The organism is Kitasatospora sp. NPDC127111, assembly GCF_042677465.1.
Lineage (GTDB): Bacteria > Actinomycetota > Actinomycetes > Streptomycetales > Streptomycetaceae > Kitasatospora.
Map to the genome: position 1 here is coordinate 15,412 of NZ_JBHXTG010000095.1, position 14,658 is coordinate 30,069.

Below are 14,658 nucleotides of genomic sequence, written 5' to 3' on the forward strand. Positions count from 1 at the left end.
CTTCTGGGTCCAGTGATCGCCACGCAGCACTACCACCGATGACGGGACAGCCGAATCCGCGACAGGTCCGTCGGTCGGGACACTCCCGCCAGTGGGGCGACCTTGATCAGTAAGCCCGATGGGCGGCGATCAGGTCCCGGTACCAGGCGTAGGACGCCTTCGGGGTGCGCTTCTGCGTCGCGAAGTCGACGTAGACCAGGCCGAAGCGCTGGTGGTAGCCCTCGGCCCACTCGAAGTTGTCGAGGAGCGACCAGGTGTAGTAACCGCGGACGTCGACGCCGGCGGTGACGGCGGCGGCGAGGGCGTCGAGGTGGGTGGCGAGGTAGGTGATGCGGGCCTGGTCGTCGGGGGCGTCGGGGGTCGAGCAGCCGTTCTCGGTGATGGTGATGGGCGGGAGGGCCTTGCCGTAGGACTCCCGCAGGCCGGCGAGGAGTCGGCGGAGGCCGTCGGGGACGACGGGCCAGCCGAAGGCGGTGCGGGGGACGTCCGGGATGTCGACCAGGTCGAAGGGGAGGCCCGGGTCGGTGGGGGCGGCGACGCGGGTGGGGTTGTAGTAGTTGACGCCGAGGCCGTCGAGGCCGGGGGCGTGGATGAGGTCCGTGTCACCCGGCCGGACCGCGCCGTAGATGTCGTCGGGGACGCCGAGGGCGGAGAGGTCCGGGTAGCGGCCGAGCAGCACCGGGTCGGTGAACAGCCGGTTGTGGAGGGCGTCGTAGGCCTCGGCGGCGGCTACGTCCCCGGCGGAGTCGGAGGCCGGCTCGACGGGGGTGAGGTTGTTGGAGAGCATCACCTCCAGGCCGCGCTCGCGGAGCAGGGAGGCGGCCAGGCCATGGCCGAGGAGCTGGTGGTGGGCGGCGGGCAGGGCCTCGAACATCAGGGCGCGGCCGGGGGCATGGATGCCCATCGCGTAGCCGAACACCGTGTGCACGAACGGCTCGTTGAGGGTGATCCAGGTCGGGATGCGGTCTCCGAGCCGGTCCGCCATCACCGACGCGTACTCGGCGAAGCGGTACGCGGTGTCGCGGTTGAGCCAGCCGCCGTCGTCCTCCAGGGCCTGCGGGAGGTCCCAGTGGAAGAGGGTGGGGAGCGGCGCGATGCCGGCTTCGAGCAGTGCGTCCACCAGGCGGTCGTAGAAGGCGAGACCGGCCGGGTTGACCGCGCCCGCACCGGTGGGGAGGACGCGGGGCCAGGCGATGGAGAACCGGTAGCCGTCCAGCCCGAGGTCCTTCATCAGGGCGATGTCCTCGGGGTACCGGTGGTAGTGGTCGCAGGCCACCGCACCCGTGTGCCCGTCGCGGACGGCGCCGGGGCGGGCGCAGAAGGTGTCCCACACCGAGCGCCCGCGGCCGTCCTCCTCCACCGCCCCCTCGATCTGGTAGGCAGCGGTGGCAGCGCCCCAGCGGAACCCCGCCGGCAGGTCGAAGCGGTCCGGCATGAGAGCCTCCTGACATCAACGTGAGGATCACTCATGTTAGCGACTCGCCGCCCGACCACCAGAGGCGGTCGACTGCCAAGTGTGCGAGGCGGGTCGGTGGCTGTCGCCGCGGCGGGCTCCTTCCCGGTCGGCGGGCCGGCCCGCGACCGGCGGGAGGCGGCCGCCATCCGGCACGTGCGCGGCCAGCTGGTCGCGGCCGGCCCGACCGACGACGCCGAGATCGACGCGCCGCTGGCCGCCGTCCACGCGGGCGAACTCGACCTGACCCGCGCGGCCAGGAAGTGGCGTGTCGGGTGGGCCTGCTGCCGTACTCGGCTCAGCAGGCGGCAGCGAGTGAGGTGACCAGGATGTCGAGCCCCTCCCCGGCCTCGTCCTCGGTCAGGGTGAGCGGAGGAGCCATTCGTAGAGCGTGGCCGTGGAGGCCGCCCTTGCCGATGAGCAGGCCCCGCTCCCTCGCGTGCTCCAACACCCGGGCGGCCAGCGCCGGGCTCGGCGCTCCCGTGCCGGGGTCGACGATGTCGACGGCGAACATCAGCCCCTTGCCCCGGACGTCCCGCACGATCGGAAGCCGTTCCGCCGCCGTCCGCAGGCCGTCGATCAGCAGGCGGCCGAGCCGGTGCGCGTTGGACTGGAGGTCGTGGGCGAGCAGGTAGTCGAGTGTGGCCCCGGCAGCCGCCGTCGCGATCGGGTTGCCTCCGAAGGTGGAGATGCCGTTGGCCGGAAGGGCGTCCATCAGCGCGCCGTCCGCGACGACACCGCCGATCGCGAAGCCGTTCCCCAGACCCTTCGCGAAGGTCATGACGTGGGGCGTCACCCCATGGGCCTGGATACCCCAGAAGTGCTCTCCGGTACGGCCCCAGCCGGTCTGCACCTCGTCCGAGACCAGCAGGATCCCGTACGGGTCCAGAACCTCCCGGTACCTCGCGAGGAGCCCGTCCGGTGCGGCGGTGAAGCCTCCGACGCCCTGGACGGGCTCGACGATCAGGCAGGCGACGTCGGTGGCGGTGGCCGTGTCGAGGACGTGCTGCAGATCGTCCGCGCAGAAGGCCAGGAACTCCTCGTCCGACAGCTGCGGGAAGCGTGCTCGGTCGGTGCCGTGCAGGTAGTGCACGTTGACCGGCGAGAGCGAGGAGTTCTTCCAGCTCCGGTTGCCCGTCACGGCCGTGGCCGCGTACGAGCGCCCGTGGTAGCTGTTGCGCAGGGCGAGCACCTGGTCGGACCTGCGGGCATTGGTGGCGAGCAGCAGCGCCGTCTCGTTGGCCTCGGTGCCGGAGTTGGTGAAGAACACCTTGGCGTTCGCGATGCCCGACAGCCCCGCGATCCGCTCGGCCAACTCCACCTGGCTGCGGATGAGGTACAGCGTCGAGGTGTGCGCGACCCCGGTGCGCAGCTGTCGCTCCACGGCCTCCCGGACCTCGGGCACGTCGTACCCGAGCATGTTGGTGAGGATGCCGCCGAAGAAGTCGAGATAGCTACGCCCGTGGGAGTCGGTGACCCGACGCCCCTTGCCGCTCACGATCTCGATCGGCTCGTCGTAGTAGAGCGACACCCACCTCGGCATGACCGCGCGATGGCGGCCGAGCAGGTTCGACATGCGAGGCTCACTCTCCCTGCGACAGCATCGACTTGGCGTTCTGCCGGCCAGCCGGGACGCGTGGACGGCTCTCAGGCAAGCTACCCTGCCCCCGGCCCGCAGGCCCGGCTAACGGCCCGCGACACGGGCCGCGACTCCACGTGGCGGAGAGGCCGAGCCTGGCCGGAAGACGGTAAGTTCCGGCCTCGCGCCGCGAGTTGAACCATGCCGCAATCCGAGCCGCACGACTGACGCTGCAACGAGCAGACCGAGCCGTAACCATCCGGCCAGGCCATCCGGCGGCGGGGCTCGTTAGGGTTCGGTCGGAACGGATGACCGAGATCTAGGAGGTCGACAGGTGCCCGACCTGGACTTCTACGCTCACGTCGCCACGCGGTGCGACGTCCTCGGGGTCGGAATCGGGTCCGGCCCCGCCGAGTGGGAGGGCACGGTGGGGTCGGACTACCTCGACGACGGCGACGAGGGGTTGCTGCGCCGGGACTACGGGCTGCTGGAGCTCTCGTTCTCGGGTGCCGAGGGGGCCGTGTCCTGTTTCGGGATCAGTGTGCAGGTCCACCGGCTGATCCACGACGCCTGCGTGCCGCCGCCCCTGGAACGGACGTACGGGGAGTTCGCCCGCCGTGTCCGGTTCGAGGAGTTGCGGTCCGTCATCCTGTCCCTGGGGTGCACGGTCGAGCCCGACGACCTCTCGGGGGACGTCCACCGCTACCTCGTGCCCGAGTCCGGCGCGCGTGTCTTCGTCATCGCCGATCCCGACCCGTACGGGGGTGGCGACCATGATGTCGACGACCCGGAGATCCACCAAGCGGGCGATGTGTGGGCGTTGAGCGTTTCCCCGGGCTGGTGGGGGCCGCGCGCGGCTCGGTGAAGGGCGGGGGGGTGCGGCCCTCGACCGGCGGGTGGTCGAGGGCCGCGCCACCGCCCGCCGCCGGGGGGTCAAGCGGGGTCGGGGCCGGTCGGGACGGGCATGGCGCGCCAGGTGTCGGCGAGGACCTCCATGACCACCAGGCGCATGGTGGTGTCGGCCTCGGCGAAGTAGCGCTCGGTCTCGCCGATGGGGGTGAAGCCGAAGCGGGTGATCGCGCGGACCGCGTCGGTGTTCTCCAGGGAGGCCATGCTCCACACCCGGGTGAGGCCGAGCTCGGCGAAGGCGAGCTTGAGCATCAGCCAGCCGATCTCGGGAGCGCACCCGGAGCCGCGGAGGTGCCGGGCCATGGTGAAGACCCCGGAGTAGCCGGTGGTGTCGTCCTCGACGTCGAGGCGGATGCCGCCGATGGGGCGGTCGTCGCCCTGGAGGCACGCGGCCAGCTGGTAGTGACGGCGCGGCAGCTCGGCGGCGGTCGCCACGGCCTCGTCGAGCTTGCGCCGGATGCGGGTGTCGTCCATGACGCCGGTTGAGAGGTGGCGCATCCCGGTGGCGTCGCCCCAGACCAGGCGCATGGCGTCGAGGTCGTCGGCGCGGTGGTTCCGCAGTCGGACGAGGGCGGTCTCCAGGACCGGCAGCGTCGCGGGCGGGCGTACGGGCGTGCGATTCATGGTCGGACCCCCCGAGGTCTCAACAAGGTCAGTGCTCGCAGTAGAGCAGCCGCGAGTAGACATCCGATCAACGCCGGCTGGATCTCCCCGTCGCCCCGCCGTGCCGATCGGGCAACGGGCCGCACCGGTCCGGGCCGGCCCCGGGGCTGCGGGTGGGGGTACTGCCAGACGACGTAGCCGTCGGCGGCCACCGGGCCGCCCCCGGCCGCCTCCCGCCGCGCCCTACCCCAGCGGGCGCGGCCCCGACGGCCCCGACGGCCCCGGCCGCCGCGGCTCGGCCCCCGCGCCGGCGCCGAGCACCGAGGCGGTGAACTCCGCCAGCCGGGTGCGGAGTTCCTCGCGCGGCACGCCCTCCTCGCCGGCCAGGTGGGCGACGAGATCGGCCCGGGTGGCGGCCAGCAGCGCGTGTGCGGCGAAGTCGGCGGAACGCGCCCCGGCCGTTCCCGGGATCCGCTCCAGCAGGTCCCGGAGCAAGGCGTGCCAGCGCGCGTAGTGCCCGGTGCGGTAGGGGCTGTCCGCGCCGGTCCCCTCCAGGGCGACGGCCAGGTGGCGGTTGTCGAGCTTGAGGCAGAGCAGGGCGTCGAGCAGGGCGGGCACGCGCTCCAGCGGCGGGGTGTCGGGGCCCAGGGGCGGCGGGCCGACCTCGACGGCGTGCCTGACCGGTTCGAGCCGGGCCTCGTAGAGCGCGCGGATCAGGCCGGTGCGGTCGCCGTAGGCCCGGAAGAGCGTCCCCTTGCCCACCCCCGCGGCCGCCGCGATGTCGGCCATGGTGACGTCCTCCGGGCGGGCGCACTCGGCGAAGAGGGCGTCGGCGGCCGCGAAGACGGCCTCCCGGTTACGGGTCGCGTCCTTGCGGGGCTTGCGCTCGGTCACGGGGAACCTCCGGTTGCGATACGGACCGCGGGTCCGTATCTTTCAAAAAGCGGACCAGCGGTCCGTATCGTACGGGACGGAGGACCCATGCCCGATCACACCCCGCCGGCGGAGCTCTACCGCCACGGCCTGCGCCTGCTCCTCGACAAGGACATCCCCGCCTGGGTCGGCCTGTGGGCCGAGGACGGCGTCATGGAGTTCCCCTTCGCGCCACCGGGCTGGCCCCGGCGGTTGGAGGGCCGGGACGCCGTCGCCGCCTACATGCGCCACTACCCCGACCACGTCGACCTGCACGACTTCCCCGACCTGCGGATCCACCGGACCACCGATCCGGGCACCATCGTCGTCGAGATGCGCGGCGTGGGCCGCCTGGTCGCGACCGGCCGCCCCTTCGACATGACCTACATCGCCGTCGTGACCGTCCGGGACGGCCGGTTCACCTCCTACCGCGACTACTGGAACCCGCTCGCGGCCCAGGAACCCGGCCTGGAGTTCGCCGGAGGCCCGGCCCGATGACCACCGCCCGCACCACCCTCGTCATCGGCGCCACCGGCACCACCGGGAGCCGGACCGTCGCCGGTCTGGTCGCCGCCGGCCACCGCGTCCGGGCCGCCGGCCGACGCGCCACCCCGCTCCCCGGCGCGGAACCGGTCCGCTTCGACTGGTACGACCCCGCCACCTTCGCCGACGCCCTCGACGGCGCCGGGCGGATCTACCTCGTCCCGCCGGTCGGCGACCCGGAGCCGGCCGCGGTCATGCTGCCCTTCCTCGACCGGGCCCGCGCCGCCGGCGTGCACCGCGCGGTCCTCCTCAGCTCCTCGGCCGTCCCCGAAGGGGGGCCGGCGGTGGGCGAGGTCCACCGGGCCCTGCGCGGGCGCTTCGCGCAGTGGACGGTCCTGCGGCCCTCGTGGTTCATGCAGAACTTCACCGGGACGCACCCCCACGCCGAGGGCATCCGCGAGCACGGCACCCTCCTGACCGCCACCGGCGCCGGCCGGGTCGGCTTCGTCGACGCCGACGACATCGCCGCCGTCGCGGTACGGGTCCTGACCGACGACCAGGTGCCCGAGACGGACCTGGTGCTGACCGGGCCGGAGGCGCTCAGCCACGACGACGTCGCCGCCGTCCTCACCGAGGTCACCGGCCGCCCGGTGGTCCACCGCGGGCTCACCCACGAAGAGCTGCGCGACCGGCTGGCCGCCACCATGCCGCTCCAATTCGCCACGCTGCTGGCCGATCTGGACCGGGGCATCGCCGACGGGGCCGAGGACCGCACCACCGACACCGTCCGGCGGATCACCGGCCGCCCGCCGACCGACTTCCGGACCGTCGCCGAACGGGAACTGGGCCGACGCCGCTGACCCAGGCTCGGCGTGCGCACCGGCCGCGCTCCCGGCGGGCCGTGGCGGGGGCAGCGGCCGGCCGGGGCGTGTGGAGGGCCGGCCCGACGTCGCCGAAGCGGCGGCGCAGGAGCCGTGACGGACGGACCGGCCCCCGACGCGCTCAGCGGCGGCGCAGGCACGCTCAGCGGCGGCGCACGCGCGGTCAGCGGCGACGCAGGCGCGGGACGGTGATCAGGGCGAAGCCGATCAGCGCCGCCAGGAGGTGGCCGACGGTGGTGAAGTCGGGGAGCGGGCCGGGGCCGTCCAGGCCGCCGAGCGGCCAGCCGAGGACGAAGGCCGCCCACGGCAGCCGCCACCGGAACGGCAGGGCGGCGGTGGTCAGGGCGAGGACGGTCTGCGCGCCGTAGCTGATGCCGAAGTCGGTCGCCGTCCGCACGTCCTCGGGGTACCAGCCGCGGTCGAGGGCGAGGAGGATGACGGCGGCGGTCAGCAGGCTGGCGAGGACGTGGCCGCCGAAGAACACGCCGAAGGCCCGGGGTGCGCCCAGCCGGCGTTCGAGCCCGGCCAGGCAGACGACGACGCCGAGGCCCAGCGTGATGGCGGTGGCGCCGAAGGCGAGCGAGGAGACGTGGGTCAGGTCGCCGTCGAAGAACAGCGCACTGCCGGGCAGGGCCACCACCGGGTGGTCGGCGAGGTTGATGACGTTGGTGCTGAGGTACTGGAGCAGGTCGGCGGAGCTGCCGTGGACGACCCAGGCGTGGCCGGCCAGCAGCAGGCAGACGAAGCCGAAGGTGACCGGTGAGCGCCGCGGGTACCGGCGGACACCCTCCGCGAGGCGGCGGAGCGGGGGCACGGGCACGCCCGACGGCGCCTGGGCGGGCCCGGCACCGGTGGCCGACCGCGAGGACATGAGCTTCATCCGGGACTTCTCCGCGCTGTGCAGGTGAGGGGTGAGGGGGCAGGTGAGGGGTGAGGGGCGGGCGCCCCTCCGCCTGGACGCCCACGGGCCCGCTCGGGTTCAGCCTCCCACACGGACGCCCGGGCTGTTCGCGACCGGTCCGTCACCGGTGCGCGACCGGTGCGCGACCGGTCCGGCGGCAGGAGGGCGATCTGGTGGGGCCTCAGTTCCCCCGGAATACTGAGCGGGCACCCCTCCAAGCGTCGTCTCCGTCGACCCGGCGGGCACGCATCCACCGATCGTGCACCGCGTGGTCACGACCCCGAGCAGAAGGAAGCGGACGGCCCCGATGACCTCCTTCGTCCCGCAGCGGCTCCGGCCCCTCCCCCACGCGTTCGTCGTCGAGCGGCTGGACCACGGCGCCCGGGTGCCCGACGGCGAGTGGCTCGCCCTGGTCCGCGCGCCGGAGGGGCTGACGGTGATCCGGCGCGCCCGCCCCGAGGACACGGCGGACACCGAACGCTGGACCGCGCTCTACGGCGGCGACACCGCGCACGGACTCGACGTGCCGGGCATGCTCGCGGCCCTGCTCACGCCGCTGGCCGCCGCCGCGATCCCGGTCTTCGTCGCCTCCACCGTCGACGCCGACCTGGTGCTGGTGCCGGCCGCGCGGGTGCCCGCGGCGGCGGCCGCCCTGCGCGACGCGGGCCACGAACTGGCCTGACCGACCCGCCCGGACGCCCGGGACGGTCGGGCACCGGCACTCGCGGTGCGGGCGGCTCAGGCCGACGACAGGGCCCGGGCGAGGTCCTCGGCCTCGCGCAACTGCTCGACGCCCAGCCGCCGGAGGTCCCGGAGCAGCAGGGCGGCGTCGGTGACGGCCTCGCCCGGCGCCGGGGCGGCCGGGGCGGCCGGGGCGGCCGCCGGCAGCGGGAGGCCGAGGACCGCGGCGAGGTCCGCCGCGGGCAGGGCCAGGACGGTGGCGAGGTCGGCGACCAGGTCCGGGGTCAACTCGGCCTCGCCGGAGGCGATCCGGCCGTAGGCGGTGGCCATCCGGGAGCGGCCGGTCAGCAGTTGGACGACCTTCGCCGTACCGTTCCAGCCGAGGTTGCGGGTGGCGACCATCCGCATCAGCACGTTCCCCGGCGTGTGCCGGTCCGGCAGGGCGGCGGGCAGGCCCTCGATCCGCCCGCGGTGCCGTGCGGACGGCAACCCGGCGACGCGCGCGCGGAGTTCGGCCCGGGAGGCGGGCGGCAGCGCGAGGACGAGCCGCAGCACACCGGTGATCGAGGTGGTGGCCATGCCACCGGCCGGGGCGAGGTCCTCCGGCAGCGGCAGGGCGGCGAGCTCGAAGAGGTCGGCGGCGTCCAGGCCGAGGGTGGGCGCGAGCCGGCGCAGCAGCGCGGGTTCGGGCGCGGCGCCGGCGAGGACCGCGGCCACCTCGGGCCCGGCGGCCTCCGCCCGCCGGGCCAGGTCGGCGGGCGCCAGGCCCCGGTGGTCCAGCAGACGGGCCAGCAGGACGGCGAAGCCGGGGAGCTCGATCACGGCCGCCAGCATAGACGCCCCGCCGGTGCGGGTGGGCGCGGCCGGAGGCGACCGGACCTGGCCGGACGCCGGCCGGGCGGGCCCGCACGGGGGAGGTTCCGGGCGGGTCACTCGGCAGCGCCCCGTCCCTCCGCCCCGTCCGGGGGCAGCACCAGGGCGGGGTCGAGTTCGAGCAGCCGCGCCAGGTCGGCCAGGATGCGCCGGGGACTGAAGTCGCCGCTCCGCGCGGCGAACGAGGCGATCTCGGCGGCGAGGTGCTCCGCGACGCCGGGGAGCAGCTCGATCGCGCTCGCGGTGTTCCGGGCGGCGTCGGAGCTGTTGAAGTACTCGTGGAAGGGCAGCACGTACTCGAGATCCCCCGCCAGCATCTCCCGGTACTTGTCCTCGTCGAAGGTGAAGTCACGGAACTTGAAGCGGGTCTCGGTGACCTTGGCGACCGAGGAGAGCAGGTCGTCGAGGCGGGTGGTGGCGGCTGCCGGACGGCCGGACGGGGTGCGCACGTGCAGCTCCTGGTAGCCGCTCCACATGGTGGCCGCCGGGCCGAGGCGGTCGTCCGGGGTCCGGGTGAAGCCGGCCTCGACGGAGGGCATCAGGTGGGTGCCGCCGACCCACGTGCCGCCGTCGGCGAGCAGACCGGTCACGGTCTCCGCAACGGCCTGCTCCGACCGCCAGTCCAGCAGCCAGGAGTCCTTGTCCATCACCACGTCGAACCGCTCGCCGGGGTGGGCTTCGAGGTACTCGTCGTACGTCAGCGCGTGGTAGTCGACGGTGAGCACCGGCCCGTCCGGGCCCTCGACGGTGATCGTGGTCACCCGACCGGTGGGCTCCGTGACCGAGGCGATCGTGTGACCCTGCCCGGCGTAGGAACGCAGCGAGCGCTCCAGCGCCCCGACGACCTCCTTCAGGTGAGCCGCGCGGGTCGCCTCGGTGAGGCCCTTCGGATCGACCCCGACCAGGGTCATCTCGGTGGCACGGGTGGTGAAGAGCGGGTGCTCGATGTCGGAGTTGGCACCGAGGTAGAGCAGCGAGCGCCCTTGCGGCCCCTCTCCCGCCGCGGTCAGCCGGTTGAGGGCGACCGTGGTCTCGTACTTGGGCGTCAGCTTGAGCCCGACGGCCCAGCGGCCGAGCGCCCGCTCGTCGACCCAGGAGGGGTGCTCGCCGATGAAGGCGGCGGCGTGCTCGGGGCGGGGGCCGTCGCTGAACAGGTACGTCAGGGTCTCGTCGTCGACCCCGTGCCGGACGGCGACGTCCAGGTCTTCGCGGTCCTTCGGGGAGAGGTTCCAGGCGCCGAACCGGTCGGTGGCGGGAGTGGCGTTCCGGCCGGCGGCGGTGCCGCTGCCCTCGGCCGGGGTGTGCGGACCGGCCGAGGGGGCGCCGTGGCCGCCGGTGACGAGGGTGCCGTGGCCGCCGGTGACGAGGGTGCCGTGCCCACCGGTGGTGGGGGTGCCGTGCCCACCGGTGGCCGTACTGGTGCCCTCGGTCGGGGTGTGCGGATCCGCGGCGGGGGCGCGGGGGGCGACCTCCCCGGCGTACTGGTCGACGGCGGTGGCGGTCGGGTACTCGACGGTCACCACGACCTGACGGAGGGTCTGCCCGGTGGCCCGGCCGGCGTCCTCGCCGTCGGGCGGCTCCTGCCCTCGGGAGCGCACGGTGATCTCCAGGTCGGCCGCCGTCGGGCCGGGGTCGCGGTCGGCCAGGTGGGTGTCGGGCCGCCGGACGAGGGCGGCGGCGACGGCCTCGGCCCGTTCCCGGCCGATCGCCATCGCCCGGCCGAAGTGCGGGCGGCCGGCGACCGTCCCGTTGGCGTGGCCGGTGACCGTGAGGCGCGGCAGCGGGAGCCCGGCGGCCGCACGCCCGGCCACGTCGTGGGCCAGCTCGGTGGCGAAGGCGTCGAGCCGGGCGGACTCGGCCCCGGCCAGCTCGGTCGAGCCCTCGGTGAAGGCGAAGGCACGGCGCTGGGCGGGCGCGGGGCCTGGTGAAGAGACGTGGTCGGGCGCGGGCGGGACGGCGGACGGGAGCCCGTCCGGCGGGTGCGCCGACGACGCCCGGGCCTCCGGCCGCGCGGCGGGTGCCGGGCCCTCCGGCCGTCCCGGCCGTTCGACGGCGTGGACGAGCTCCGCCCGGTCGGCGTCGGGACGGAAGCGGACCAGCGGCTCGCCGCCCGGCAGGTGCGAGGCGTTGATCTTGTCGAAGATGCCCTTGCTGAACGGCGACTGCGGCTCCCAGTAGCTGTGCGCGCCGTGCATGACCGCCATGTCGTTGGCCATCATCTCCTCGACCACGCTGCCGTACCGGTTCGGCGTGAGCCGGGAGCCGCCGGGGCTGGAGATGTCGAAGACGTCGTGGTCGCCGGTGATGGCCCGCCACTCGCCGTGCCCGTCCTGACCGAGCACCAGACCGTTCTCCACCCGGAACCGGCCCTCCGCGGTCAACCGGGCGATGACCGGGGCCAGTTCGGCGAACTCGTGCGCGCGCTGGCGGTACCGCGCGTCCAGGCGCTCCCGGGTCGCCGCGTCGAGGCCTTCGTGCGAGGGCGGCACCGGCTCGAAGTAGCCGACCAGGCCGACGTGTTCGCGGCTGGCGCCCAGGTGGACGTCCAGCTCGTTGATCGTCTTGGCCTTGATGTCCTTGGGCTTGGGCAGCATCCCCTGGTCGAGCCATCTGGGGGCCTCGGTATTGGTCGGCCGGACGTCGATCACCAGGCGCCGCTCCTGCGCGAGCCGCCGGAACTTGCCGAAGTTCTTCTCGGGGATGCCGTAGAGCTGCCGGGCGGCGTCCGGCGCGACGGTGTCCTGCCGCGTCGCGGAGTCCTCCCGCACCGCACCGTCCGTACGCACCGCACCGTCCGTACGTGCCGCACCGTCCTCCCGGACCGCACCGTCCGTCCGCCCGGACCCGTCGGTCTGCGGTGCCCGCGGCGGGAGCTCGCCGGACCCCGGCGCTCCGTGACCGCCCGCCGCGCCGTGCGCACCCTGGGAAGCACCCCCCTGCGGGCCGAACGCTCCCTGCGCGCCCGCTGAGCGGAGGTACGACTGCACGACGAGGCCGCGGTAGTACTCCCAGAGCTGGGGCAGGGCGGGCAGGCCGCCGTGGACGATGGCCCGGTACAGCTGCTCGGGCCCGCCCTGGTACTGCTCGGGCGGCGTCCTGAAGTACGCGTCGTACGGGGCCAGGTACTGGCGCACCTCCTGGCTGTCGCCCCCGTAGGTGACGACGGCGTGGCGCAGCGTCTCGTACTTGCGTGCCACGTGCCGGATCCGGTCGGTGAAGAAGGCGGCGGCGCCGTGGTCCCGGTCGACCGCCGGAAGCCCCAACTGGTGGCGGATGGAGTCGAGTCCGTCGAGACCGAAGCCGCGCTCGTGTCCGTACACCTCGACCGGCTTGCGCCACCAGGCGTGCTCGGCCGGCGGTCGGTACTCCAAACCGGTCGCCCTGTGGCTGTCCGTGTCGAACTGCTTGGAGTACCGGCCGGACGCCGTCGGGGGGTCGGGGACGATGACGCGCTCGTAGCCCGGCGCCAGGCCGCCCTTCCGGGTGAAGCCGTGTCGCTCGTCGTGCCACTGCTCCATCCGGGCCGCGCCGCTCGCGCCCTCCTCCTCCAGGTAGGAGACCCGGTGGCCGATCAGCGCGACGGCCTCCAGGTTCCCGGAGCGGAAGCCGAGGTGGTCGAGCTGGTGGTGGCGGGCGAGGTAGTCGTAGAGCAGGAACTGGCCCGTACGGGTGTTGCCGCCCCAGGAGGTGAGCTCCGGCGAAGTACCCTTCCAGAAGCCGGTGATGTGGTGGACGGTGTCGGTCTCCAGGTCGGTGCGCAGCTGCACCACGACGTCGTCCCACTTGTCGCTCTTCGCCGGGTTCGGATGCGGGTCGCCGGTGATGATGACCGCGTCGTAGAAGCCGGCGACGTCGCGCACGATCTGCCGGATGCCCTGGAAGCCGGTGTCGTGTTCCATCCGGCTGCGAAGGTCGTTCCACTGGGTGGCCTTGCCGGTGAAGCGGGACCAGAGCACCAGGACCCGACCGGGCGCGGCGGGCAGGTGGATCCCGCGTCCGGCGAGCCAGTCGCCGATCCGGCCGTCGTGGGCGTCCGTCAGACCCCAGGCGGTCCGCACGGTGTCCCGCAGCTCGTGGGAGAAGTACCGGCCCACGTAGTCGGTGCCGTCCGTGACCCCCCAGATCTCCTTGACCTGGTACATGTCGCGGTAGGACTTCTGGATCCCCCAGTCCTGCTTCGCGATCCGCTCGGCCTCGCCCTTCAGGGCCCGCCAGACGCCGCGCTTCTCCATCCCCGGCACGTCGACGAAGTGGATCCGGCTGTCGTCGATCCCGCTGGAGCGGTAGAAGTCGGCGATGGCCCGGGACTTGTCCTGGACCGGGTCGTGGCCGGGTGTGCCGAACGCCGGTCCGCGCGCGATCAGGACGTGCATGTCGGGTTCGTGCAGGAGCGAGACGCAGATTCCGAACTGGTCGCCGGACGCGTAACCCGGCTGCATGATGAGCGAGTTGTTGGAGGTGTCGGGCGGTGCCTGCTGGGCGCTGCCGACCGCGGCACCGCCGGTGTGCCCGGGTCCGGCGGCGGTGCCCCCGGGCGTGCCGTGCGAACCGGTCGGGGTGGTGTGCGTACGCGGGGCGACCGCCGGCGCGCCGACGGGGCGCAGCCTGGCCCCGCCGCCCTGCCGCTTGAGCGGGTCGGAGACCGGGTCCACCCAGGCGTTGCCGCGGTCGTGGGGTGTGGCGGCGGCCCGCGCCTGGTCCCAGGTCGGGTGGTGCGGGCCGGCGGGCGGGGCGGCCAGGTCGCCGACGGCGGCGGAGATCAGCTGGAGGTGCCGCTCGCGCAGGCCGGCCTGCCGCAGTCCTCCGGGGGCCGGGGCCCGGTAGTCGCCGAGCAGGCTGCCGGCGCCGTCGGGGCGGTGCGGCAGGTCCGTGGTGCGGTACTCGTCCCGCAGGCCGAGCTGGTGGCCCACCTCGTGGGCGTAGTCGACCGGTTCGGCGTCCGGCCACCACGACCGCTGGTCCATGCCCCGGTCGCGGCCGACGAGGTCGACCGTCAGGTGCGCCGACTCGCCCGGGGCGGCGGGCAGGACGGTGACGTGCAGCCGGTCACCGTTGGCGAGCCGGTGGCCGGGCCGGTTGTAGTGCTCCTCGACGCCCTCGGTCACCCTGCGCCAGATCGCCGCGACGTCGTGTCCGGAGCCGCCGCCCCGGAAGGCGATCCGGACCGTCAGGTCGGTGACCGTCCTCCCCTCGTGGGCGACCCGGCGCGCCTCGAAGCCGGAACGGACGACGAAGCGCGGTGTGGGGTCGAGCCGGGCCGTCGGGGCCGGCGGACGGGGACCCGGGGGACGCGGGTCCGCGGTGGCGGGCCCGACGCCCGGGCCTTCCTCGGCGGCCGGCCGCGGACCGGCGGCGCGCCGGACGGCCGCCTCCGGGCCGGGGC

Annotated in this window: 11 protein-coding genes and 1 pseudogene; 5 read left to right on the plus strand and 7 right to left on the minus strand. The window is 74.3% G+C overall.

The genetic code is table 11. The annotated features are described in order from the left end of the window. Window positions 1-106: 106 nt before the first annotated feature. Complete coding sequence (locus ACFVHB_RS35910) at window positions 107-1,435, minus strand: GH1 family beta-glucosidase (protein WP_380330815.1); 1,329 nt, start codon at window positions 1,433-1,435, stop codon at window positions 107-109. Between the two features lie 96 nt (window positions 1,436-1,531). On the opposite strand from ACFVHB_RS35910, the gene ACFVHB_RS35915 reads away from it, so the two are divergent. Further along, entirely contained in the window at window positions 1,532-1,777 is a 246-nt protein-coding gene (locus ACFVHB_RS35915) for a hypothetical protein (protein WP_380330818.1), read from the plus strand. Here ACFVHB_RS35915 and ACFVHB_RS35920 read toward each other — a convergent pair. Then, window positions 1,752-3,029: an aspartate aminotransferase family protein gene (locus ACFVHB_RS35920; protein WP_380330821.1), complete on the minus strand. Its 1,278-nt coding sequence runs from the start codon at window positions 3,027-3,029 to the stop codon at window positions 1,752-1,754. The two genes, ACFVHB_RS35915 and ACFVHB_RS35920, sit on opposite strands and share 26 nt — an antisense overlap. 337 nt (window positions 3,030-3,366) lie before the next feature. Between ACFVHB_RS35920 and ACFVHB_RS35925 the strand changes: the two genes are divergently transcribed. After that, a complete protein-coding gene (locus tag ACFVHB_RS35925; RefSeq protein WP_380330824.1) occupies window positions 3,367-3,897 on the plus strand; it encodes a hypothetical protein in 531 nt (176 codons plus the stop codon). A gap of 68 nt (window positions 3,898-3,965) precedes the next feature. Here ACFVHB_RS35925 and ACFVHB_RS35930 read toward each other — a convergent pair whose 3' ends face one another. Together ACFVHB_RS35930 and ACFVHB_RS35935 are read right to left on the minus strand one after the other, a co-directional pair. Further along, the gene (locus ACFVHB_RS35930; protein WP_380330827.1) at window positions 3,966-4,565 is read right to left on the minus strand and encodes a GNAT family N-acetyltransferase; all 600 of its coding nucleotides are present in this window, start codon (window positions 4,563-4,565) and stop codon (window positions 3,966-3,968) included. A 222-nt stretch (window positions 4,566-4,787) separates the two neighbouring features. Beyond that, window positions 4,788-5,438, minus strand: a complete 651-nt coding sequence (locus ACFVHB_RS35935; RefSeq protein ID WP_380330830.1) for a TetR/AcrR family transcriptional regulator — start codon at window positions 5,436-5,438, stop codon at window positions 4,788-4,790. Window positions 5,439-5,525: 87 nt separating this feature from the next. Here ACFVHB_RS35935 and ACFVHB_RS35940 point away from each other — a divergent pair, with 87 nt between their 5' ends. Together ACFVHB_RS35940 and ACFVHB_RS35945 are read left to right on the plus strand one after the other, a co-directional pair. Then, entirely contained in the window at window positions 5,526-5,954 is a 429-nt protein-coding gene (locus ACFVHB_RS35940) for a nuclear transport factor 2 family protein (RefSeq protein ID WP_380330833.1), read from the plus strand. Further along, complete coding sequence (locus tag ACFVHB_RS35945; RefSeq protein ID WP_380330836.1) at window positions 5,951-6,799, plus strand: NAD(P)H-binding protein; 849 nt, start codon at window positions 5,951-5,953, stop codon at window positions 6,797-6,799. Before ACFVHB_RS35940 ends, ACFVHB_RS35945 begins: the two co-directional genes overlap by 4 nt. Window positions 6,800-6,983: 184 nt before the next feature. On the opposite strand, the gene ACFVHB_RS35950 is transcribed toward ACFVHB_RS35945, so the two are convergent. Further along, the gene (locus tag ACFVHB_RS35950; RefSeq protein WP_380330839.1) at window positions 6,984-7,700 is read right to left on the minus strand and encodes a rhomboid-like protein; all 717 of its coding nucleotides are present in this window, start codon (window positions 7,698-7,700) and stop codon (window positions 6,984-6,986) included. A gap of 328 nt (window positions 7,701-8,028) precedes the next feature. Between ACFVHB_RS35950 and ACFVHB_RS35955 the strand changes: the two genes are divergently transcribed. Next, complete coding sequence (locus ACFVHB_RS35955) at window positions 8,029-8,403, plus strand: ACT domain-containing protein (RefSeq protein WP_380330842.1); 375 nt, start codon at window positions 8,029-8,031, stop codon at window positions 8,401-8,403. Between the two features lie 56 nt (window positions 8,404-8,459). Here ACFVHB_RS35955 and ACFVHB_RS35960 read toward each other — a convergent pair whose 3' ends face one another. Together ACFVHB_RS35960 and ACFVHB_RS35965 are read right to left on the minus strand one after the other, a co-directional pair. Beyond that, complete coding sequence (locus tag ACFVHB_RS35960) at window positions 8,460-9,224, minus strand: hypothetical protein (RefSeq protein ID WP_380330845.1); 765 nt, start codon at window positions 9,222-9,224, stop codon at window positions 8,460-8,462. 107 nt (window positions 9,225-9,331) lie between these two features. Continuing rightward, window positions 9,332-14,658, minus strand: a pseudogene (locus ACFVHB_RS35965) (hypothetical protein); the annotation flags it as partial.